Annotated in this window: 18 protein-coding genes and 1 pseudogene; 12 read left to right on the top strand and 7 right to left on the bottom strand. The window is 74.8% G+C overall.

Annotation, left to right across the window (positions count from 1 at the left end; translation table 11 throughout):
• A complete protein-coding gene (locus ABD329_RS24975; protein ID WP_344316930.1) occupies window positions 1-981 on the bottom strand; it encodes an SdpI family protein in 981 nt (326 codons plus the stop codon).
• Window positions 982-1,114: 133 nt separating this feature from the next.
• Here ABD329_RS24975 and ABD329_RS24970 point away from each other — a divergent pair, with 133 nt between their 5' ends.
• The 11 genes and pseudogenes from ABD329_RS24970 (at window position 1,115) to ABD329_RS24920 (ending at window position 12,215) form a co-directional block, all read left to right on the top strand.
• Complete coding sequence (locus ABD329_RS24970) at window positions 1,115-2,644, top strand: helix-turn-helix domain-containing protein (RefSeq protein WP_344316929.1); 1,530 nt, start codon at window positions 1,115-1,117, stop codon at window positions 2,642-2,644.
• 59 nt (window positions 2,645-2,703) lie between these two features.
• Window positions 2,704-3,534, top strand: a complete 831-nt coding sequence (locus ABD329_RS24965; RefSeq protein WP_344316928.1) for a DUF8189 domain-containing protein — start codon at window positions 2,704-2,706, stop codon at window positions 3,532-3,534.
• A 182-nt stretch (window positions 3,535-3,716) separates the two neighbouring features.
• Window positions 3,717-5,222: pseudogene (locus ABD329_RS24960) on the top strand (alpha-galactosidase); the annotation flags it as partial.
• Window positions 5,223-5,266: 44 nt separating this feature from the next.
• Window positions 5,267-6,037, top strand: coding sequence for an SDR family NAD(P)-dependent oxidoreductase (locus ABD329_RS24955; protein WP_344316927.1), 771 nt, complete (start codon window positions 5,267-5,269; stop codon window positions 6,035-6,037).
• A gap of 37 nt (window positions 6,038-6,074) precedes the next feature.
• Window positions 6,075-6,833: a FadR/GntR family transcriptional regulator gene (locus tag ABD329_RS24950; protein WP_344316926.1), complete on the top strand. Its 759-nt coding sequence runs from the start codon at window positions 6,075-6,077 to the stop codon at window positions 6,831-6,833.
• Entirely contained in the window at window positions 6,830-7,975 is a 1,146-nt protein-coding gene (gene dgoD, locus ABD329_RS24945) for a galactonate dehydratase (protein WP_344316925.1), read from the top strand. The genes ABD329_RS24950 and dgoD overlap by 4 nt, the downstream gene beginning before the upstream one ends.
• A gap of 4 nt (window positions 7,976-7,979) precedes the next feature.
• Window positions 7,980-8,789, top strand: coding sequence for an aldose epimerase family protein (locus tag ABD329_RS24940; protein WP_344316924.1), 810 nt, complete (start codon window positions 7,980-7,982; stop codon window positions 8,787-8,789).
• A gap of 31 nt (window positions 8,790-8,820) precedes the next feature.
• Window positions 8,821-9,453 carry a bifunctional 4-hydroxy-2-oxoglutarate aldolase/2-dehydro-3-deoxy-phosphogluconate aldolase gene (locus ABD329_RS24935; RefSeq protein ID WP_344316923.1) on the top strand — a complete coding sequence of 211 codons (633 nt, stop codon included), beginning with the start codon at window positions 8,821-8,823 and terminating at the stop codon, window positions 9,451-9,453.
• Window positions 9,450-10,361 carry an SMP-30/gluconolactonase/LRE family protein gene (locus ABD329_RS24930; protein ID WP_344316922.1) on the top strand — a complete coding sequence of 304 codons (912 nt, stop codon included), beginning with the start codon at window positions 9,450-9,452 and terminating at the stop codon, window positions 10,359-10,361. Before ABD329_RS24935 ends, ABD329_RS24930 begins: the two co-directional genes overlap by 4 nt.
• Before the next feature lie 80 nt (window positions 10,362-10,441).
• Window positions 10,442-11,596: a sugar kinase gene (locus ABD329_RS24925; RefSeq protein ID WP_344316921.1), complete on the top strand. Its 1,155-nt coding sequence runs from the start codon at window positions 10,442-10,444 to the stop codon at window positions 11,594-11,596.
• A gap of 184 nt (window positions 11,597-11,780) precedes the next feature.
• Window positions 11,781-12,215: an ATP-binding protein gene (locus ABD329_RS24920; protein WP_344316920.1), complete on the top strand. Its 435-nt coding sequence runs from the start codon at window positions 11,781-11,783 to the stop codon at window positions 12,213-12,215.
• A gap of 50 nt (window positions 12,216-12,265) precedes the next feature.
• Here ABD329_RS24920 and argF read toward each other — a convergent pair whose 3' ends face one another.
• The 6 genes from argF to ABD329_RS24890 all read right to left on the bottom strand — a co-directional run bounded on the left by argF (window position 12,266) and on the right by ABD329_RS24890 (window position 21,436).
• Window positions 12,266-13,270 carry an ornithine carbamoyltransferase gene (argF, locus tag ABD329_RS24915; protein WP_344316919.1) on the bottom strand — a complete coding sequence of 335 codons (1,005 nt, stop codon included), beginning with the start codon at window positions 13,268-13,270 and terminating at the stop codon, window positions 12,266-12,268.
• A 209-nt stretch (window positions 13,271-13,479) separates the two neighbouring features.
• The gene (locus ABD329_RS24910) at window positions 13,480-14,709 is read right to left on the bottom strand and encodes an arginine deiminase (protein WP_344316918.1); all 1,230 of its coding nucleotides are present in this window, start codon (window positions 14,707-14,709) and stop codon (window positions 13,480-13,482) included.
• 1,114 nt (window positions 14,710-15,823) lie between these two features.
• On the bottom strand, window positions 15,824-16,642 hold the full coding sequence (locus tag ABD329_RS24905) for a hypothetical protein (protein ID WP_198281083.1): 819 nt from the start codon (window positions 16,640-16,642) through the stop codon (window positions 15,824-15,826).
• An 11-nt stretch (window positions 16,643-16,653) separates the two neighbouring features.
• Window positions 16,654-18,726, bottom strand: coding sequence for a hypothetical protein (locus ABD329_RS24900; RefSeq protein ID WP_344316917.1), 2,073 nt, complete (start codon window positions 18,724-18,726; stop codon window positions 16,654-16,656).
• A 311-nt stretch (window positions 18,727-19,037) separates the two neighbouring features.
• On the bottom strand, window positions 19,038-19,757 hold the full coding sequence (locus ABD329_RS24895; protein WP_198281085.1) for a Crp/Fnr family transcriptional regulator: 720 nt from the start codon (window positions 19,755-19,757) through the stop codon (window positions 19,038-19,040).
• Between the two features lie 86 nt (window positions 19,758-19,843).
• Window positions 19,844-21,436 (bottom strand): MFS transporter, encoded by a 1,593-nt coding sequence (locus ABD329_RS24890; protein WP_344316916.1) that lies wholly within the window; start codon window positions 21,434-21,436, stop codon window positions 19,844-19,846.
• A gap of 54 nt (window positions 21,437-21,490) precedes the next feature.
• Between ABD329_RS24890 and ABD329_RS24885 the strand changes: the two genes are divergently transcribed.
• Window positions 21,491-22,498 (top strand): GlxA family transcriptional regulator, encoded by a 1,008-nt coding sequence (locus ABD329_RS24885; protein ID WP_246619019.1) that lies wholly within the window; start codon window positions 21,491-21,493, stop codon window positions 22,496-22,498.
• Window positions 22,499-22,526 lie beyond the last annotated feature (28 nt).

Here is a 22,526-nt window from a genome sequence, read left to right as displayed (position 1 = left end):
TCAGCCGCGCTCCCCCGCCGCGGGGCGGTCCCGCTCGATCAGGGCGTTGAGCAGGGCGGCGGCGGTGGCGGCGTCGTCCACCGTCACCGCGAACTCCCGGCCCGTGGCGAGCGTCAGGAACAGCGCGTCGCCGGAGCGGAACACCAGGGCGCTGCCGCCGCCGCGGACCCGGTAGCCCCAGCCGCCGAGGCTCAGCGCGGCGGCCTCGCGGCTGGTGGCGCGTTCGATCCGGTCCAGCGGTATCCGCATCCGGGGGCGCGGGGCGAACCATGAGGCGACGGCGAGGCCCCGGTGGTCGACGGTCACCCGGCAGCGGGCCAGTGCGGTGGAGACCAGCCCGGCGACGATCAGCAACGCCCCCGTCGCCGAGCCCACGGCGACCAGCACGGCGCCCGGCAGCGCGGTCCCCGCCCCCACGGCGAGCAGCACGGGCGATCCGACGGAGCGCGTCCAGGTGGCCACTTCGCCCTTGGCCAGCGGGAGCCGGGGCGCGGCGGCCCGCTTCCCGGATCCGGCCGCGGACGCCGCGTCCCGGCTCGCGAGCAGCACGCCCAGCGTGCCCATCACGGCCGCGACGGCGAGGGCGATGCCCAGTTGCCACAGGGGCAGGGAGACCCGGGAGGCGCGGGTGGCGTCGGCGTTGGCGTCGGCGTTGGCGAAGAGCAGGGACGCGAAGGCGTAGCCCAGCAGGCCGGACATGCCGTAGCCGAGGGCGACCGCGAACCGCTGGGCGGCGAGGCCCTTGGTCAGGCGGAGGGTGGGTACGAGGGTGAGGAGGCCGGAGCCGATGAGGACGGCGGTGACCACCGAGAGGAACGCACCCGTACCGGTGAATCCGTCGGCCTTCCCGTCCGCGCCGAAATGCGTGGCGAGCGGATCCGGCAGCCGGTCGCGCAGCCCGGCGAAAGTCGCCACGACCACGGCCCACGCCAGCACAAAGGGCAGAACGACGATGAGCGCGCGCCGTCGGACGGGACGCATATCGACCCCCTCGCTTCACCACGAGTTTCCCCGATTGTTTGCATACTAATAGAACAATGCCGACTGGTGAGACACCACTCCTTCCGCCGCCCCCGTCGCGTGCGCATCTCATATGTGAGATAGCCTCTTCTGTATGACTGACGACTACCTCTCGCGTATCGGCAAGCTCATCCGTGACGCCCGTCAACACCGGGGCTGGACCCAGTCCCAGCTCGCGGAGGCACTCGGCACAAGCCAGAGTGCGGTCAACCGCATTGAGCGGGGAAACCAGAACATCAGTCTTGAGATGATCGCCAGGATCGGCGAGGCCCTGGACAGCGAGATCGTCTCCCTCGGCTACGCGGGCCCGATGCACCTCCGGGTGGTCGGCGGCCGCCGGCTGTCCGGGGCCATCGACGTCAAGACGAGCAAGAACGCGTGTGTGGCGCTGCTGTGCGCCACGCTCCTCAACGCGGGCCGTACGACGCTGCGGAGGGTCGCCAGGATCGAGGAGGTCTACCGCATCCTCGAGGTCCTGGGCAGCATCGGCGTCCGCACCCGCTGGATCAACGACGGCGCCGATCTGGAGATCGTGCCGCCCGCCGAACTGGACCTCGAGGCCATGGACACCGAGGCCGCGCGCCGGACGCGCAGCGTCATCATGTTCCTCGGCCCGCTGCTGCACCGGATGGACCGCTTCCGGATTCCCTACGCGGGCGGTTGCGACCTCGGCACCCGCACCGTGCAGCCGCATATGACCGCGCTGCGCCACTTCGGTCTCGAAGTGACCGCCACCGACGGGATGTACCACTCCCACGTCGACCGCTCGGTCGCCCCCACCCGCGCCATCGTGCTGACCGAACGCGGCGACACCGTCACCGAGAACGCACTGCTGGCGGCCGCCCGGCACGACGGTGTCACGGTGATCCGCAACGCCTCGTCCAACTACATGGTCCAGGACCTCTGCTTCTTCCTGGAGGAGTTGGGCGTCAAGGTCGAGGGCGTGGGCACCACCACGCTGACCGTCCACGGCGTGGCACGCATCGACCGCGATGTCGACTACTCGCCCTCCGAGGACCCGGTCGAGGCGATGAGCCTGCTGGCCGCCGCCGTCATCACCGAGTCGGAGCTGACGATCCGCCGGGTGCCGGTGGAGTTCCTGGAGATCGAGCTGGCCGTCCTGGAGGAGATGGGGCTGGACCACGAGCGCTCCCGGGAGTACGCGGCGGACAACGGCCGCACCCGGCTGGTCGACCTCACCGTGCGCCCGTCCAAGTTGCAGGCCCCCATCGACAAGATCCACCCGATGCCGTTCCCCGGCGTCAACATCGACAACGTGCCCTTCTTCGCGGCGATCGCGGCCGTCGCCCAGGGTTCGACGCTGATCCACGACTGGGTCTACGACAACCGCGCGATCTACCTCACCGAGCTCAACCGCCTCGGCGCCCACGTCAAACTCCTCGACCCGCACCGCGTCCTGGTCGAGGGCCCGACCCGCTGGCGCTCCGCCGAGATGATGTGCCCGCCCGCCCTGCGGCCCGCCGTGGTCGTCCTGCTGGCGATGATGGCCGCGCCGGGCACCTCCGTACTGCGCAACGTGTACGTCATCAACCGCGGCTACGAGGACCTCGCGGAGCGGCTGAACTCGATCGGCGCCCAGATCGAGACCTTCCGCGACATCTGAGAACCCCTTCGGGGGCAGGCCGCCGCACCCCATCGAGGCCCGCACGCATGCGGGGCTCGATGGGGTGCTGCCGTTGGGCCGTCACGATCCTCGGTGCGACGGAAGCGGCGAGCCCGGCCGTGGTACGCGACGGCGACACGCTGACCACCTTCTTCCGCGGACCGGGCGGCGCCCTCGTCCAGCACGACGGCGGCGGCGGGCCCCGGACGAAGGACCTCGGCGGCCCGGCGCACGGGAGGATCCTCGGGCAGCCCGCCGCCCACGCCTCGGCGGACGGACGGATAGACGTCTTCGTGCGCGGCGCCGACTCCCGGACGTACCGGCGGGTCTTCGCGCACGGGCGCTGGGGCGGCTGGCAGGACCTCGGCGGGAGGCTGACCGACGCCCCCTCGGTGGCGTTTACCGACGGAACGCACTGGACGCTGACCGCGCGCGGCGCCGACGGGCGGATCACCCAGCGGGGGCCGTCGTCCGGCTGGTCGTCGCTCGGCACGCCGGGCGACCGGCCCACGTACGGCAAGCCGTCGGCCGTCGTGGACGCCCGGGGGCGGGTCCATGTGGCCGTCCGGACCTCGGCGGACGAGGTGTGGACGCGGTCGCGCGACGCCTCCGGGCAGTGGTCGGAGTGGAGTTCGCTCGGCGGGACGGTGGGCGGCAGCCCGACGCTGGTCGCCGCGGGCGACGCGGTGGTGCTGTACGCGCGGGCCGGTGACTACACCCTCTGGCAGCGGCGGTACGAGACCGGCGGCTGGCAGGGGTGGACCAAGCGGCAGGAGTTCCCCGGCGCCGCGTTCGACGGTGCGCTCGGGGCGGTCGCGGGTCCGGACGGCGCGGTCGACGCCGTGTACCGCGGGGTCGACGGCTCCGTACACCGAACCCAGCTCAAATAAATTAGGAATTATTATTGACGTGGTGCGAGCGCCACGCGAACCTGGATCCGCCGCGAGCGCGCCCCGGCCCCGTCAGCGGGGCCGGGCCCCGTCGAGTGGATCCACAAGGAGCACTTCATGACGTACGCACACCCCAGCCGACGGCTGTTCCTCGCCGGCCTCGGTGCCGCCGGGAGCACGGCGCCTACGCCCCCTGGCTCGCGGTCCAGGACGCCGCGGACCCGGGCGACGCCCCCGCCTATGGCATGGCCCTGGAGTGGCCCGGCAACTGGCATCTCACCGCGGAGGCCGAACCCGGCGGCGCCGTGCGGATACGCGCGGGCCGCGTACCGCACGAGGGGCGGGTGCGCCTGGCGCCCGGCGACACCCTCACCACGCCACGGCTGGCCTGCGCCTTCAGCGCCGAGGGGCTTGACGGGCTGTCCCGCGTCTGGCACCGCTTTGAGCGCCGGCTGGCCGGCGAGCGGCTGCACCGCCCCCGCAAGGTCCTCTACAACTCCTGGGAGGCCACCACGTTCGACGTCGACGCGGCGGACCAGCTGGAGCTGGCGAAGGCGGCGGCGGACATCGGGGCCGAGCTGTTCGTCGTCGACGACGGATGGTTCACCGGCCGCGCCGACGACACCGGCGGACTGGGCGACTGGTACCCCGACCCGGTGGCGTTCCCGCGGGGCTTCGGGCGGTTCATCGAGGACGTCCGCGCCCTGGGGCTCGACTTCGGCCTGTGGATCGAGCCGGAGGCCGTCAGCCCCGGCAGCGCGCTGTACGCCGAACACCCGGACTGGGTGTACCGGATCGACGGCCGCCCGGCCCGGCTGGTGCGCCACCAGCTCCTGCTCGACCTGGGCCGGACCGATGTCCAGGACTTCGTCATCGCCACCCTGGACCGGCTGCTGACCGGCCATGACATCAGCTACCTCAAGTGGGACATGAACCGGCCGCCGACCGAGCGCGGCCGCCCCGGCGCCGGTCCCGCCGACCGCCTCGACCTGGACGCCCAGCACGTCGCGGGCTATCTGCGCGTCCTGGACCGGCTGCGCACCGCCCACCCCGGGGTCACCGTCGAGGGGTGCGCGGGCGGCGGCGCGCGCGTCGACCACGCGACGATCGCCCGCACCGATGTCGTCTGGCCCAGCGACAACACCGCGCCGCTGGACCGGCTGGCCGTGCAGTACGGCTTCCTGCACGCCCACGCCCCGCATGTGATGAGCTCCTGGGTCACCGACGCCCCCGGTGTCTTCGACCCCCGGCCCCGCAGCCTCGCCTTCCGCTTCGTCACCGCCATGTGCGGAGTCCTCGGCATCGGCGCCGACCTGCGCCACTGGGACGCCGGGCGGCGCGCCGAGGCCGCCCGCTGGATCGCCCGCTACAAGGAGGTGCGCGATGTCATCCACCTCGGCGAGGCCCGGCTCCTGGGCAGTCCGCTGGACGCCACCTGCGGGGTGCAGTACGACGGTCCCGACGGACGCACCGTCGTCGCCGCGCTCGGCACCGGCCGCCTGGACGGCGCCCCGCTCGTCCCCGGGCGTCCGGCCCGGCTCCGGCTGCGCGGCCTCGACCCGGCCGCCCGCTACCGGGACGCCGCGTCGGCGACCACCTACAGCGGCGCCCATCTGCTGCACTACGGGCTGCCGTTCGCCTGGAGCGCCGAGCACGACGCGGAACTGGTGGTCCTGACCCGGCAGTGAATCCCTTGCCCCGCCCGAAGTCCAGCGAAGGAGCCCGACCCCCGATGGAACAGCCCCGCCGCCACGGTGACCGCTTCACCGACCGCACGGCCGTGGTCACCGGAGCCGCCTCCGGCATCGGCGCCGCCACCGCCGAACGCCTCGCCCAGGAGGGCGCCGCCGTCGTGCTCGCCGACGTCGCCGGGGAGCGCGGCACGGCGGTCGCCGAGCGGATCGGCGGGGACGGCGGCCGCGCCCGCTTCGTGACCGCCGACGTCTCCACGGAGGAGGGGTGGCGGCGGATCGCGGCCGCCGCCCGCGACTTCGGCCCCGTCGACGTGCTCGTCAGCAACGCCTACACCGTCGACGTCACCCCCGCCCACGAGACGTCCCTGGAGTCCTGGCAGCGGCAGCTCGCCGTCAACCTCACCGGCGCCTTCCTCGGCTTCCGGGCCGTCCTGGACGATCTGCGCGCCCGCCGCGGAGCCGTCGTCCTGACCTCGTCCGTCCACGCCCACAAGGGCATCCCCGGCCACCCCGCCTACGCGGCCTCCAAGGGGGCGCTGCTGTCCCTGTGCGGGCAGCTCGCCGTGGAGTACGGCCCCGAGGTGCGGGTCAACGCGGTGCTGCCCGGCCCGATCCTGACGGCGGCCTGGGACCGGGTCTCCGCCGAGGACCGCGCGCGCAGCGTCGCCGAAACCGCGGCCGGGCGGTTCGGCACCCCGGAGGAGGTGGCCGCGGCCATCGCCTTCCTCGCCTCCCACGAGTCCTCGTACATCACCGGTGCGAGTCTTCTCGTGGACGGCGGCTGGAGCGTCGTCAAGTCCTCCGCATGACCACCGCGATCAGCTCGCACCAGAAAGGCAGTACGACATGACGCCCTACGCCCGCCGCGGCGTGCACGGCCAGACCGTGGAGGCCCTCGCCCGCCGCGTGCTGAGCGGCGACCTCCCCGAGGGATCCACCCTGGACCTGGTCGCCCTCCAGAGCGAACTGGATGTCAGCCTCACCGCACTGCGCGAGTCGCTGAAGGTGCTGGCCGCCAAGGGGATGGTCGACGCCCGGCAGAAGCGCGGCACCTTCGTGCGGAGCCGTTCGGACTGGAACCTGCTCGACGCCGACGTGCTGCGCTGGCAGTTCGAGAGCGACCGCACCACCGACGCGGACAGCGCGCTGCTGCGCAACCTCGCCGAGGTGCGCGGCATCATCGAGCCCGCGGCCGTACGGCTGGCTGCCGAGCGGCGCACCGACGCCGACCTCGCCGCCCTGGACGCCGCCGTGGACGCGATGGGGCAGGGCGGCTCCGACGCCGCCCACGCCGTCGAGGCCGACCTCGCCTTCCACCGTGCGCTGCTCGCCGCCACCCACAACGAACTCCTCGAACGCATGGAGATGGTGATCGAGTCGGGCCTCGCCTACCGCGATCGCATCGTGCACAGCTCCCCGCACAGCGAGGACCCGGTCCCCGCCCACCGCGCCGTCCTGGACGCCGTACGCGACCAGGATCCGCGGGCCGCCGAGGCCGCCATGCGGGCCCTGCTCGACCAGGCCGGCCGCGACCTGGACCGGATCGGCGGCTCCCCCGATCCCGGCGGCTCCCCCGACGACATGGAAAGGCCCACCGGTCAGTGAAGATCACCCGTATCGAGACCTTCCTCGTACCGCCGCGCTGGCTGTTCTGCCGCGTCGAGACCGACGACGGCGTGGTCGGCTGGGGCGAACCCGTGGTCGAGGGGCGCGCCGAGGTGGTCCGCACCGCCGTCGACGTCCTCGCCGGCCATCTCATCGGCCAGGATCCGCTGCGCATCCAGGACCACTGGCAGGTGCTCACCAAGGGCGGCTTCTACCGCGGCGGACCCGTCCTGTCCAGCGCCGTCGCCGGGCTCGACCAGGCCCTGTGGGACATCGCGGGCAAGACCTACGGCGCCCCCGTGCACGCCCTGCTGGGCGGCCCCGTACGCGATCGTGTCCGGGTGTACGCCTGGGTCGGCGGCGACGAGCCCGCCGAGCTGTCCGAGCAGATAGCCGCGCAGGTCGAGGCGGGCTTCACGGCGGTGAAGATGAACGGCGCCGGGGCGACCTCCCCGATGCCCACCGCGGCCGAGACCGCCGCGGTCGTGGACCGCTTGGCCGCGGCCAGGGAGGCGCTCGGCCCGGACCGCGACGTGGCCGTCGACTTCCACGGCCGCTTCACCGCCGCCGCGGCCCGCCGTGTCCTGCCCGAACTGGCCGCCCTCCACCCGCTGTTCGTGGAGGAGCCGGTCGTCCCCGAGCACGGCCATCTGCTCCCCGGCCTGGTGGCCGCGAGCCCGGTGCCCCTCGCCACCGGTGAACGGCTCTACGGGCGTACGGAGTTCCTGCCGGTCCTCGCCGCGGGCATCGCCGTCGCACAGCCCGACCTGTCCCACGCGGGCGGCATCTCCGAGGTCCACCGCATCGCCTCGCTCGCCGAGGCCTACGGCGCCCAGCTCGCCCCGCACTGCCCGCTCGGCCCCATCGCGCTGGCGGCCAGCCTCCAGGTCGCGTTCGCGACGCCGAACTTCCTGATCCAGGAGCAGAGCCGCGGCATCCACTACAACAAGGACGCCGATCTGCTGTCCTACCTCCTCGACCCCGAGCCGTTCCGCTTCGTGGCGGGCCATGCGCCGCGCCGCGACGCCCCGGGCCTCGGCATCACCATCGACGAGGCGGCCGTGCGCGCGGCCGACCGCACCGGGCACGCCTGGCGCAACCCGGTCTGGCGCCACCCCGACGGCTCGTTCGCGGAGTGGTGACGGCGTGCTGGAGATCGTCACCGACCCCGCGCACGGCGGCCGCTGGACCTCGCTCCGCGCGGATGGACACGAGTGGCTGTGGCACCGCCCGGCCCCGGAGCGGCAGCGGGTGGCACCCGGGGACGCCTTCGTGGACGCGGGCGGTCTCGAGGAGTGCGTCCCCACCGTCCGCGGCGCCCCCGACCACGGCGACGCCTGGTCGCGTCCGTGGCGGCGCGAGGGGGACGCGGACACCGTGCGCTGCGACCGGTTCGCGCTGACGCGCACGATCCGCGGCACCGCCGACGGCGCCGAGGCCGACTACGTCCTCGACGCCGACCCGGGCTTCCGCTTCCTCTGGGCCGCCCACGCCCTGCTCGACCTGACCCCGCGGGCGACCCTGCGGCTGCGCGAGGGGGCGCGCACCCGGGTCTTCCCGGAGGCCGCTCCGCTGCTGGACCGGCCGTGGCCGACCGGGGCGCCGTGGCTCGAGGGCGACTGGCCCGCACCGCTGGGCCCGGCCCTCGACCGGTTCGGACCGGACGACGGCACCGCGGTCGGCGCGGTCGTGGACACCCCGCGCGCTTGCGTCCACGACGGCGCGCGGTGCCTGGCCCTCGCGCTCGAGGCCGACGGGCAGCCGCTGTCCGTCGCCGTATGGCGCAACCTCGGCGGCTTCCCCGCCGGAAACCCCTACCGCAGCACAGGGGTCGAGCCGATGCTCGGCCGCGCCTTCGACCTCGCCGACGCGGGTCCCGCCGACGCCGCGCGGGTCCCCGCCTCGGGCGAGGTCCGCTGGCGGCTCACGCTCACCGCGACCTGCCGCTGCGCCTGAACCCGCCCCATTCGCTGAGAGGAGTTCCCCCGTGGACCTGCGAGCCGCCCTGGCCGCCCATCGGCTGGTCGCCATCGTGCGCGGCAGCGACCCCGAGGCCGCGCTGCGCACCGTACTGACCCTGGCCGACGAAGGCATCGAACTCATCGAGGTGTCGCTGACCACCGAGGACGCCCTGACCGTCATCGAGCGGGCCCGCAAGGCCCTCGGCCCCGGCCGCCCCCTCGGCGCGGGCACCGTGCTCACCGCCGACGACGCCCGCGCCGCCCACCGGGCGGGCGCCGGCTTCGCCGTCACCCCCGGTCTGGGCGAGGGGATGTCCACCGCGCGCGAGTTGGGCCTCCCGGCGCTGGCCGGGGTCATGACCCCGACCGAGGTCATCAGCGCACGCGCGCTCGGCGCCGAGGGGCTGAAGATCTTCCCGGCCGCCCAGGCGGGCGGGCCCGGCTATCTCAAGGCGCTGCGCGGGCCGTTCCCGCACGAGGTGTTCGTACCGGTCGGCGGCGTCGACGAGGCGGCGGCCCGCGCCTATCTGGCCGCCGGGGCGACCGCGGTCGGCATCGGCTCGCCCCTCATCGGCGACGCCGCCCACGGCGGCGGTCAGGACGCCCTGCGCGACCGCGCCCGCCCCTTCCGCGCCGCGGTCCGGGAGGCCACCTCATGACCGGGGACCCGCGCGCGACCCGCCCCGACCGCCTCGGTCTGGGCGAGGGCATCCGCTGGACCGGTGGGGCCCTGGTACTCGTCGACATCCTCGAGGGCCGCCTGCTGACGGCCCCCCAGGACCCCGCCGCGCCCTTGCGGAAGCTGGCCGAGCTGCCCGTCCCGCTGGGCGCGGTGGCCCCCGTGGCGGGTCGGCCCGGCGCCTGGATCGCCGCCGCGGGCACCGGTATCTGTCTGCTCGGGCCGGACTCCACCGCCACCTGGCTGGCGCGGCCCGAGGCGGATGCCCGGCCCGCCCGGCGCATGAACGACGGCACCGCCGACCCGTCCGGCAGGTTCTGGGCGGGCAGCATGGGCTACGACGCCGACGAGGACGCGGGCTCCCTCTACCGGGTGGACCACGACGGCACGGTGGTACGGGTGCTGGCGGACATCACCGTTCCGAACGGGCCCGCGTTCACGGCCGACGGACGCACCATGTATCTGGCCGACAGCGCCCGCGGGGTCGTCCGCCGTTACCCGGTCGACCCGGCGACGGGCGCGCTCGGCTCACCGACGACGTATCTCACGGTCGACGAGGGCAGCCCGGACGGGATGGCCGTCGACGACGAGGGCGCGGTGTGGATGGCGGTCTGGGGGACGGGGACGGTGCGCCGTCACCTGCCGGACGGCACGTTGGAACGCACCGTGCGGCTGCCCGCGAGCCAGCCCGCCGGGGTGTGTCTCCAGGGTGATGTCCTGCACATCACGACGGCCACGGTGGGCCTCGCGGCGCCCGGCCCGTACGACGGCGCCCTGTTCTCGGTCCGGGTGGCGGTGCCGGGGCCACCGGCGGCGGCGTACCGTCCGGCGGCCGGGCCGAGCGGGGACCGACCGATCGGGGACCGACCGATCGGGGGTCTGGGGTGAGCGGGTCGCGTGCCGCGGGCGCCGAGCGGGCCGGGCGAGGTCCGCTACGGCTCCGCGGCGCCCCGAATGGGCGCGGGGCCGTGTCGATGTGCGGCTCCGCCGCGGCTGTGTCGATATGCGGCTCCGCCGCGTGGGCGACCAGCCACGACGGCGCCGCGGACGGCCGACCACGCATCGCGGACTTCCAGCGGAGCGCTCAGCCGAGCGCGGCCAACCGGGGGGAGCGGCCGGTCGCTGGTGGCGAGGAAGCGCGGACCGCCGCGCCCTGGCCTCCCGCCGACACCACCGTGGTCTGCGTCGGCGAGACGATGGCCGCGCTCGCGCCCGAACCGCCCGAGTCGCTGGACACCGGTGAGAGTCTGCGGCTCTCCGTGGCGGGCGCGGAGTCCAATGTGGCGATGTACCTCGCGGACCTGGGCGTTTCCGCCGTGTGGCTCTCGGCCCTCGGCGACGACCCGTTCGGCCGTCGGGTGCGTGCCGCCGTCGCCGCGGCGAACGTCGACGTCTCGGGCGTACGGTCCGATCCGCACCGGCCGACCGGCCTGCTGGTGAAGGAGCCGGGACCCGCGGGCACCCGTGTCCACTACTACCGGCGCGGTTCGGCGGCCTCGGCGCTGGGCCCCGACATCCTGGACGATCCACGGCTCGGGTCGGCGGCGCTCGTCCACCTCACGGGGGTGACACCCGCGCTCTCGCCGTCCTGCCGCGCCCTGGTGGAACGGGCGCTCGCGACCCCTCCGGCCGAACGCCGCCACGCCATCAGCTTCGACGTCAACCACCGGCCCGCACTGTGGCCGGACGGCACGGCCGCCACGGTCCTGCGCGACCTGGCCGACCGCGCCGACATCGTCTTCGTCGGCCTCGACGAGGCGCGGCACCTGTGGGGCGCGGACCTCGACGCGGACGGGGTACGCGAGCTGCTGCCGCGTCCGCGGCTCCTCGTCGTCAAGGACGGCGGACGGGAGGCGACCGCCTTGGACGGCGACGGGCGGGTGGTCACGGTGCCGGTTCCGCGCACGGAGGTGGTGGAGCCGGTCGGCGCGGGTGACGCCTTCGCCGCCGGTTTCCTGGCGGGGCTGCTGCGCGGCGGGGGCCTGACGTCGGCGCTGCGGCTCGGCCACATCACGGCCGCGTCCGCGCTCGGGGTGACCGGCGATCACGGTCCGCTGCCGGACGCCGCCACGGTCGAGCGGTTGCTCGGGCTCACGGAACGGGCGTGGGCGGCGCGCGCCTGAAGCCCTCGCCGGAGCCCCCTGCCGGACTACCGGCGCCGCCCATTTGCCTCGTATGGCGTGAATGCGCCTTTCGGTCCCTAGGTCCCGCCAAGAGTGGCCCACAGCCTCTTCCGGAACTATCGTCCGCTTCATACCGTCAAGGGCTGCGGTACTCCGCTTCACGCCGACCGACTGGACGCCTTCCGTGCCCGATCCCTCCCACGCCGCCACCTGGCGCTTCGCCCTGCCGCACACGACGGCCGCCGTACCGCTGGCGCGTGCGCTGATCCGGAACACGCTGGCCGACATCGGGGCGCCCGTGGACGGGGACACGGCGGAGCTGCTGACGGCCGAGCTGGTGGCCAACGCGGTGCGGCACACGACCGGCGACGAGCCGATAGAGCTGGTGGTGGAGCTGGTGCCGACCGGGGGCTGGCAGGTCGAGGTGCACGACCAGGACCCGAATCCGCCCGGTGGACTGGACTCGCTGGGCCGCCCCGAGGGGCCCAAGAGACCCGATGGCCTCGCCGAGGGCGGACGCGGTCTGCTGCTGATCCGCACCCTCAGCGCCGACGCGGGCTACCGGCCGACCCCCTACGGCAAGGCCGTCTGGTTCGTCCTCCCGCCCGCGGAGGACTGAGGGCCGCCCACCGACGGCCGAGAGCCGCCCGCCGAGGGCTACCCCGAGGGCTACCGGGCGCCGAGCGTCGCGACCAGCACCGCCTTGATCGTGTGCATCCGGTTCTCCGCCTCGTCGAAGACGACGGAGTACTCGGACTCGAAGACCTCGTCCGTGACCTCCAGCTCGGTCAGCCCGTGCCGCTCGTGGATCTCCCGGCCGACGTCGGTGCCCAGGTCGTGGAAGGCCGGCAGGCAGTGCAGGAACTTCACGGCGTCGTTGCCCGTGGCGCGCAGCACGTCCATCGTCACCGCGTACGGCCCGAGCAGCGCTATCCGCTCGTCCCAGACCTCCTTGGGCTCGCCCATGGACACCCACACATCGGTGGCGACGAAGTCCGCGCCGCGCACGCCCTCCTCGACGTTCTCGGTGAGCGAGATCCGGGCGCCGGAGGCGGCGGCCAGCTGCCGGGCCAGCTCCACGATGGTGTTGTCGGGCCACAGCAGGCTGGGCGCGACGATCCGGACGTCCATGCCCAGCAGGGCGCCGGTGACGAGGTAGGAGTTGCCCATGTTGTACCGGGCGTCGCCGAGGTAGGCGTAGGCGACCTGGCCCAGCGGCTTGTCGCTGTGCTCGGTCATGGTCAGCACGTCGGCGAGCATCTGGGTGGGGTGCCACTCGTCGGTGAGGCCGTTGTACACGGGCACCCCGGCGTGGGCGGCCAGCTCCTCGACGACGCCCTGGCCATGGCCCCGGTACTCGATCGCGTCGTACATCCGGCCGAGCACCCGCGCGGTGTCCCGCACCGACTCCTTGTGACCGATCTGGGAGCCGACCGGATCGAGATAGGTCGTCGAGGCGCCCTGGTCGGCGGCCGCGACCTCGAAGGCGCAGCGGGTGCGGGTGGAGGTCTTCTCGAAGATCAGGGCGATGTTCCGGCCGCGCAGCCGCCGCTCCTCGGTCCCCGCGCGCTTGGCCGCCTTCAGCTCGGCGGCCAGGTCGATCAGGCGGCGGAACTCGTCGGCGGTGAAGTCCAGCTCCTTGAGGAAGTGGCGGCCGGTGAGGTCAATCGCCATAAGGGTGGCTCCTAGGTCACGGCGAACATGTGCGGATCAGCGGCTACGGCGGGGTGCCGCGGCCCGGAACCATGGAAGCATATACGATCCTCTGCATATATACGGAGACGGGTGGGTGAATCCTGGCCTCACACGGCTCGAGGGTGAATCCTGGCCTCACGGCTCGAGGGTGGATCCTGGCCCCGCGGTTCACGGGCGGAACTTCGGCCCTACGGCTCCACCGGGTCCCGCTCGACCGGACAGCTCATGCACCGCGGCCCGCCCCGGCCCCGGCCCAGCTCACTGCCCGGGATGTCGATGACCTCGATCCCGCGCTTGCGCAGAAAGGTGTTGGTCGTCGCGTTCCGCTCGTAGGCGACCACCACGCCCGGCTCGACCGCGAGCACATTGCAGCCGTCGTCCCACTGCTCGCGCTCGGCCGCGTGGACGTCCTGGGTGGCGGTGAGCACACGGATGGAGTCCAGGCCGAGGGCCGCGGCTATCGCGCGGTGCATATGCTCCGGCGGATGGTCGGTGACCTTGAGGTCCTGGCTGCCCGCGCCCGGCTCGATGGTGTACGAGCGGAGCATCCCCAGCCCCGCGTACTGGGTGAAGGTGTCCCCGTCCACCATGGTCATCACGGTGTCCAGGTGCATGAAGGCCCGTCCCTTGGGCATGTCGAGCGCCACGATCGTCCGGGCCGAACCGGCCTCGAAGAGCCGGTGGGCGATCATCTCCACCGCCTGCGGGGTGGTCCGCTCACTCATCCCGATCAGCACCGCGCCCTTCCCGAGCACCAGCACATCGCCGCCCTCGATGGTCGAGGGGTACGCGGCCTGGCCCTCCGACCAGACGTGGAAGTCCTCCTTCGCGAAGAGCGGGTGATGGCGGTAGACGGCCTCGTAGTGCACCGTCTCGTGCCAGCGGGCGGGCCAGCGCATCGCGTTGATCGACACCCCGTCGTACACCCATGCGGAGGCGTCCCGGGTGAAGAGGTGGTTCGGCAGCGGATTGACCAGGAAGTCATCGGGCTCCATGGCGTGGAAGCGGACGGAGACCGGCTCCGGGTACCGCGCCAGGTACTCCCGCTTGGTCATGCCGCCGATCAGCGCCTCGGTCAGCTCCGGAGCGGTCAGCTCGTCGAAGGCGGCGCGCAGGTGGTCGGTGGCCAGCGGCCCGTACTCCTTCTCGTCGAAGACCCGGTCCAGCACCAGCGCCCGCGCGTCCGGCAGGGTCAGGCTCTCGGTGAGCAGGTCCCCGAAGAGATGCACCTCGACCCCGCGGTCCCGCAGCACATCGGCGAAGCCGTCGTGCTCCTGGCGGGCACGGCGCACCCACAGGACGTCGTCGAAGAGCAGGGCGTCCTTGTTGGTGGGGGTGAGCCGTTTGAGCTCCAGGTCGGGGCGGTGCAGTATGACGCGGCGCAGCCGCCCGGCCTCGGAGTCGACATGGAATCCCATGACCCCATCTTCGCCGCTCGCGGCCCATTGTGAACGCTCCGCGCCACGGATCTCCCGATCTCCCGCGCGGACCGCCGACCGCCTTCGGCGCGGGGTGGTGGGGAATCCCGCGCGCCGCGCGGGAAGCGCGGTCCGCCACGGGTGGTGAGCGGGCGCCGGTCGCTCCCCCTGGGTTGCGCCGCCAAGGCTCGGTGGGCCGAGCGGCAGGGATACGCGCGCCGCGCGGGAGGCGCCACGCGGTCCGCCGCGGGCGGGAAGCAAGCGTCCGGTCGACCACCGTGGTGCCGCCGCGAGGGCGGAAGACCGCCAGGAGCCCGGTGCGCCGGGCGACGGGAATACGTGCCGCGTGGGAAGCGCCCTCGCCGGGGCCCACCAACGGGCCCCGGCGAGGGCGTGACGAGGGCGGGCCCCGGGTCGGCCACGGCGAGGGCGGGACCCGGGTCCGGTCCGGGCCGAGCCGAGCCGGGCCAGGCCAGGTCGGTCCGAGCCAGGTCGGTCCGAGCCAGGCCAGTCCGAGCCAGGCCAGTCCGAGCCAGGCCAGTCCGAGCCAGGCCAGTCCGAGCCAGGCCAGTCCGAGCCAGGCCGGTCCGAGCCGGGCCGGTCCGAGCCGGGCCAGGCCGGTCCGGTCTGGGCCAGGCCGGTCCGAGCCGGGACGGGACGGGGCGGGACGGGCCAGGCGGCCTCGTTGAAGTCCGGTGCGGCTCGGTCGCACCCGAAGGGGGCGGAGCCCGAGTCCGGGCCGGGCTGAGCCGAGCAGGGCCGGGACGGGCCAGGCCGAGCCGAGCCAGGCCAGGCCGAGCCGAGCCAGGCCGGTCCGGTCTGGGCCAGGCCGGTCCGGTCTGGGCCAGGCCGGTCCGAGCCGGGACGGGGCGGGGCGGGCCGGGCCGGGCCGAGCCGGGACGGACCGGTCCCGGGCCAGGCCGAGCCGAGCCGGGACGGGACGGACCTGGGCCAGGCCGGAGTGGGCCGGGCGGCCTCGTGAAGTCTGGTGCGGCTCGGTCGCGCTCCGAAGGGGCGCGGGGCCGTGTCGATGTGCGGTTCCGCCGCGTGGGCAACCAGCCACGGCGCGGCCGCGGATGAACGACCGCGCCTCGCGCCACTTCCTGCGGAGCGCTCAGCCGGCCGCGATCACCACGATCAGTACCAGCGCCACCGCGATGAATCCCAGCAGCGCGGAGACCCACAGCTGGCCGGGCTTCAGATCGATACGGCTGCCGTCCTCGGCGCCCCCGCGCCGCCGGCCCCGCCGTGCCGCGCGCCGGTCGGCGCGGGCCGCCGCCTCCTGGTGCTCCAGGGACTCCTCGGCCACGCCGCCGAACAGCGCCTTCCACCCCTTCTCGCCGAATCCCGTGCTCTGCCGGGTGCCGACGATGCGGCGCACCACCTCGCGGCCCGCGCCGTCCCCGGCCGTCCACAGGCCGGGCAGGACACAGGCCATCAGCTCCGGCACCGCGCCGCGCCGCGCGTACGGGCGGACCAGCCCCTCGTACAGCATCAGCGCGTTGCGCACCCGCAGCCTGCGGTCGGGGTCCGGGGCCGGTACGCCCGCGCCGCCCGGGGCGCGGTGTGGCGGGTCGAGATAGAGCTGGGCGAGCAGCACCTTCTCGCAGACCGCGTCCGCCAGTTCCGGACCGCGCTCGGGCGCGCGGCGCACCAGCTCGACCACGACGCGGGTGGCCCGCTCGGCGGGCAGCCCCTCGTCGAGCGCGCTCAGCAGCAGGCCGTCGTCGGCCTCCCGCAGCGCCGCGGACAGGGCGTCCCCGCCGTGGCGCAGCGCCTCGCGCAGCATCCGCGCCCCGGTGACCGAGATCCGGCGCGCCCCCGCGCTCGCCGGCCTCTCGTGGGCATGGCCGTGGCCCTGGCCCTGGCCCTGGCCCTGGGTGGTCTCGTGGGTGATCTCCGTGCCTGTCGGGTCCTCTGTCTCTTTCACCATCGACGTTCTCCTCACAGTGCCTCCAGCACCTCCCGTATCCGCGTGGCCGCCCCGGCGTCGAGCGGCTCGTCGCCGTCCTGCGCCAGCCGGGGCAGGAAGTCGCACAACACGGCCAGCTGCCGCCCGTCCCCCGCCGCCCGCCGGATCCAGCCGACCAGCGCGTCCTCCGCGGCCCCCGCCGATCTGGCCCAGGTCAGCGCGGCCCGCAGCAGCTCGGCCAGCCGTGGCCCGCACTCCGGACGGGCCGCGAGCAGCGCCGTGGCCAGCGGCCAGGCGGCGTACGGCTCCAGCTCCGGCACCTCGCCAAGACTCCACAGATGCGAGGTGCGGGTGGTGACCGCGCGCAGCGTCGCGAGCAGCGCCAGGTCCCGGCGGGCCCGCCGGGTGTCGCGCAGCCAGTGGGTGAGCGCGGCCAGTACGGTCTCCGGCTCGGCCCCGGCCAGCAGCCGCACCACGCTGTAGGAGGTGGTGCGGCCGTCGTCGGCGCGGGCGAGCCGGCCGAGTTCCTCCAGGGACGCCGCGACCGAGCCCGCCGCCAGACCGTAGCCGTGGGCGAGCGCGGCGGTCTCGCGCTCCCGTTCGTCGTCGCCGCGGGCCCATGCGTGCAGCAGCCCGTGCACGGCGGAGCGCACCTCCGGGGCGCGGGACGCCTCGGCGAGCGCGGTGGCCGCGGCCATCCGCTGCACCGGGCTGTCGGTGCGGGCCAGCGGCAGCGCCAGCTCGACCAGGCCGTAGAGGTAGTCGCGGGCGCACAGCACGCCCGCGGCGACCGCCGCGCGCACCCACACCTGGGGGCGCAGGTCGTCGCACAGCGCGCGCAGCCAACGGGCCATCGGGCCGCGGAGGTTGTGGTGGCCGTCCCAGGACTCGTGGAGCACGGCGGGCGCCAGCCGCCGCCCCTCGAACCACACCGCGCGCACGGGCACCGAGGCGTCCCCGAGGTCCTCCACCCCCTCGCCGTGGACCGCGCGCGCCGTGGCGAGGCAGGCCCCGGGGCGGGCGGAGAACAGCGGACGGCCGGGCGCGTACTGCGGATCGAGCGTGACGGCCAGTTCCCAGGCCAGCAGCTCGGCGGCCTCCGCCACGACGCTGTGCGCCGAGCCGTCGAAGACGGCGAGCGCGATCCGCAGCGCGGCGGCGCGCAGCGCGGGGAGCGCGGCGGGCAGGGTGCCGGGGTGCCCGGCCTCGAGGAACCACTCCCGGGCCTGGTGCGGGGCGAACGACCGGCAGTGCTCCAGCAGCCGCTCGTCGGACAGCCGGCCCTCGGCGTGCGCGGCCAGATGCCCGGCCAGCCGGGCGGCCTCGCCGGGCCGCGGCTCGTCCAGGCCGAGCGCCTCGGTCAGCTCGGGGCGCCGGGCGGTGGCCCGCGCCGTCTCCAGCAGTCCGGTGGGGCGGTCGGCGAGCAGCGCGGTGAGGTGGCGGTCGAGGACGTCGGCGGCGGCCGGGGGCCGGTACGCCATGGCGTGGCGGCGGCCGCGCAGCAGCCGGTCGGCGGCCGGGCCGCCCGCGACCAGCACCACGCAGAACGCCTCGTGCTCGGCGAAGTGGGCGCGCAGCCGGTCCAGCAGGGGTTCGACCGTGGATTCGGCCTGGTGGGCGGGGAGTTCGAGGAGATAGCCGTGGCCGCGCTCGGTCTTCTCGACGCCGGACGCCCCGTCCGGGCCGGCGTATCCGAGCCGGGAGACCCCGCCGCCGGTCAGCTCGGCCAGGTCGGTGAGGAGGGCGAGCCCGGTCCAGGCGCGGCCGGTGCCGGGTTCGCCGCACAGCGCCAGCAGGTGGGTGCGGCGCAGCTGGTCGCGCAGCGCGGCATGTTCGGGGACGGCCCGGTGGAGCCGGCGCAGCCGGGCCAGTTCCTCGCGCGGTACCGGGCCTTCGGGCAGCGGGTTCGGCGCCGGGTCGGCGCACATCCGGGCGGGGCCGTAGGCGATGTGCAGATGGGCACGCGCCTCGCGCGCCGTACGGGCGCCGCCCGGCTGGCCCGTCCCGTCCAACGGGCCGCCCTGGGGGATGTCCAGCCGTCGTCCCCGCGACTGTGCCGGGGCGCTCACCTCTTCCGGTGTGCTCGCGTCTTCCGGTGCGCTCATCGCCCGCCGTCCTTCATGCCGTGGCCCCCGTCTCGCGATGTGGTGGTGGCGGGGTGCCGGTGAATGCCGGAAGCGGGCGGCGGGGCTCGTCCCCCGGCCCACCCCGCCGCCCTTCTCCGGTGCGGGGCGCTCATACCGTGTCCGGCAGGCCGTTCACCGGACAGCGGCCGGGCCGTGCGCACCCCCGTCGCCCACGGTCCCGCGCCCTGTGCCAACTCCAGGGTCGCCGGGGAACGGCGGGACGGCTGTAGCCGTTTACACAGTCGCGTCACAACGCGGGGGAGTGCGCGCCCGCGCTCGGAGCGGGGCTCTCAGTCGCGGGGGCGCGCCGGGATCTGCTCCCCCGTCGCGCGGCCCTCGGCCAGCAGCCGCAGCAGTCCGATGTCCATCACCTCGAAGCGGCGCGAGGCGGTCCGGACCACGCCCTGGCCGCGCAGCAGCCGTAGCGCCTTGGCGACCGCTTCCCGGGTCGAGCCCACGGCCGCCGCGATGTCGTGCTGGGGCATCTGGAGGTCGATGGTGATGGTGCCGTCGGCGCCGGAGCGGCCGGTGCGCTCGGCGAGTTCCACGAGCCGGGCCGCCAGCCGCTGGAGCACCTTCTCGGAGGCGAGTGACCGCCGCTCCCCGTCGGAGCTGCGCAGCCGGGAGCTGAACTGACGCATGATCAGTACGGTCGCGACGGGACGCGCGGCCAGATACGCCCGGAACCGGTCGCCGGAGACCAGCACCGCCTCCATCCGGCCGAGCGCGGTGACGGTGGCGCTGCGCGAGCCGTGGTCCACCGCTGCCTGGTCGCCCACGACCTCGCCCGCCCCGCGCAGCGCCAGGATCAGCCGCACCCCGCGCTCGGTCTCCACCGAGACGGTGGCCCACCCGGAGGTGATCGCCACGACGAAGGTCGTACGGTCGTGCTCGCGCAGCACGACCTCGCCGGGGGCGTAGGCGCGGGGGGTGCCGAGGGCGAGCAGTGCGCGGCGGTCCTCGGCGGGGAGCGCGTGCAGGAAGGGCCGTCCGTCCTCGAAGAGACTCATCCGCCCTCCCCGCTCAGCTCGTCGTCGTCATTGCCTGCGGAGAACCCAGGGGCCGCTCAGCACGCTAGGCAGGTGGCACGGGCACGTCAATGGTGCCGTACCGGGTCCGTGCCGGATCCATGGTCCTCGCCGGGGCCGCTACGCATCTCCCCGGGGTCGGTGCGAACGCGCGTGCGCAAGGCGGCGCCCGCGGCGGCCGCGAGTGCGGCGGTCACCGCCGTGAAGACCCACCCGGCGCGCAGCGCGTCAAGACCCGGCCGTGCGGCACCGCCGATGATCACGACCAGCGCCGCGACGCCCAGGGCAGAGCCGCCCTGCCGGGACATCATCAGCACCCCCGAGCCGAGGGAGAGCTGACGGGCCGGGAGCAGTCCGGCGGCCGCGAACATCACCGGCTGGTACAGCCCCGCGCCGAGCCCGGTGAGCACCAGCCCGGGCATGAACTCCACGGCGTAGCGCGCACCGTCGCCGCCCGCGAGGAGCAGCCACCACAGCGGCCCCGCGGCGAAGCACAGCCCGCCGACGATCGCCGCGGTCCGCTCCCCCAGCGCCCGTACGATCCGCCCCGACAGCATCGACACCACCAGGACGGTGAGCGGCCAGGGCGTGACGGCGACGCCCGCATCGGCCGGGGACCAGCCCCACACCTCGGTGGACAGCAGGGTCGCGGCGAGGAGCGCGGAGGCGTAGGCGAGGAAGTAGCTGAGCAGACCGAGCGCGGCGGCGGTGAAGGCACGGGTCCGGAACAGCGCGGGGTCCACCACCGGATCCGGATGGCGGCGTACGTGTGCCACCGCCAGCGCACCCAGGACCAGGCCCGCGGCGAGGAAGCCGAGGGTGGTCGGGGCGCCGTAGCCCCAGTCGGCGGCCTCGACGCAGGCGGTGGTGAGGGAGCCGGTGCCGAGGAGGACCAGCAGCGTGCCCAGCGGATCGAGGCGGCGGCGCGCACCGCGTACGGGTCCGGTGCGCGGCAGCAGCCGCAGCCCGGCCACCCAGGCCAGCAGCACCACGGGCGGGTTGACGAGGAAGATCCAGCGCCAGTCGGAGGCGGCCAGCAGTCCGCCCGCCACCGGCCCCGAGCTCGCCGCGACCGCGCTCACCGCCGTCCAGACACCGACCGCCGTGGCCCGTTCGCGCGGCGGGAAGGCGGGCAGGGCGAGCGAGAGGGAGGTGGGCACCAGGACGGCCGCCGCCACGCCCTGCACCACGCGCGCCACGATCAGCGTGCCGAGCCCGGGGGCGGCCCCGCAGGCGAGGGAGGCGAGCCCGAACAGCGCGATGCCGGTCAGGAACGAGCGCCGCCCGCCGATCGCGTCGGCCAGCCGCCCGGCCGGGACCAGCAGCGCCGCGAGCACGATGGTGTAGGCGTTGAGCACCCAGGACAGCTCGGCGGTGGAGGCCGAGCGGAAGTCCGCGCCGATCGCCGGGAAGGCGATATTGACCGCGATCATGTCGAGCACGGCGAGGAACTGGGCCGCCGACGCGACGGCGAGGATCAGCCAGCGGCGGCGGCTGGGGGCCGCGTCGGGGGTGTCGGCCGTATCCGGGGCGTCGGGGGCGGGGGCCGTAGCGGGGGTGTCGGCCGTATCCGGGGCGGGGGCCGCGTCGGGGGCGGGGGCCGCGTCGGGGGCGGGGGCGGGCACACCGCTCCCCTGGGCCTTCGAGGAAGGGGTCGTCATGCCCGTCCAGCATCGGCCCCGGGGCACGCCGGAACGAGTGGCAGGAGTGACAGCATGCGCTACATTTCTGCCATGCGGTCCATCGCCCTCGCCGTCACCCCGGGCATGCCGATCTTCGATCTGGCGGTGCCCTGCCATGTCTTCGGCTCCGATCGCCCCGGACTCCCCGACCCCTGGTACGAGCTGCGGGTCTGTGCGATCGGGCCGGGCGGTGAGGGGGCCGGTGCGCCGGTCGCCGCCCGCTCGTGGTTCGCCGCCCACACCCCGCACGGCACCGAGGAGCTGATCGCGGCGGACACCGTGATCGTCCCGGCCTCGGCCGATGTGCGCGGCGATCCGCCCCAGGAGCTGATCGACGCGCTGCGCGAGGCCCATCGGCGCGGCGCCCGCATCGTGTCGCTGTGCTCGGGCGCGTTCACCCTCGCCGCGACCGGACTGCTCGACGGCCGTACGGCGGCCACCCACTGGATGTACGCGGCGCTGTTCGCCGAGCGCTATCCGGCCGTACGGCTCGACCCGTCCGTGCTCTACGTCGACCACGGCGATGTGCTGACCGGGGCGGGGTCCACGGCGTGCATCGACGTCTGTCTGCATCTGGTGCGCGAGGACTACGGTACCGAGGCGGCCAACACCCTGGCCCGGCAGCTCGTCGCGCCCGCCCACCGGCCGGGCGGCCAGGCCCAGTACATCGAGGCACCGCTGCCTGAGCGCACCGACGACTCGCTCGCCCCGCTGCTGCACTGGGCCGCCGAGCGGCTGCACGAGCCGCTGACCGTGGCCGACCTGGCCCGCCGCGCCCACACCAGCCCGCGCACCCTGGTCCGCCGCTTCCACGCCGCCACGGGCACGACGCCGCTGCGCTGGCTCCAGGGCCAGCGGATCGCGCGCGCCCGGGAGTTGCTGGAGGGCGGCGATCTGCCGGTGGACCGGATCGCGGAACTGTGCGGACTGGGTACGGCGGCGAACCTGCGCCGCCACTTCACCCGGGCGGTCGGGGTGCCCCCACACGACTACCGCCGCGCCTTCCGCGCCCGGGAGTCGCGGACCCCCTCGGCCGTCTGACGCCGGGTGCCGGCGGATCGTTACGCCT

This window comes from Streptomyces javensis, assembly GCF_039525925.1.
Classification (GTDB): Bacteria; Actinomycetota; Actinomycetes; order Streptomycetales; family Streptomycetaceae; genus Streptomyces; species Streptomyces asiaticus.
This window is presented reverse-complemented; position numbering and strand designations above follow the sequence as displayed.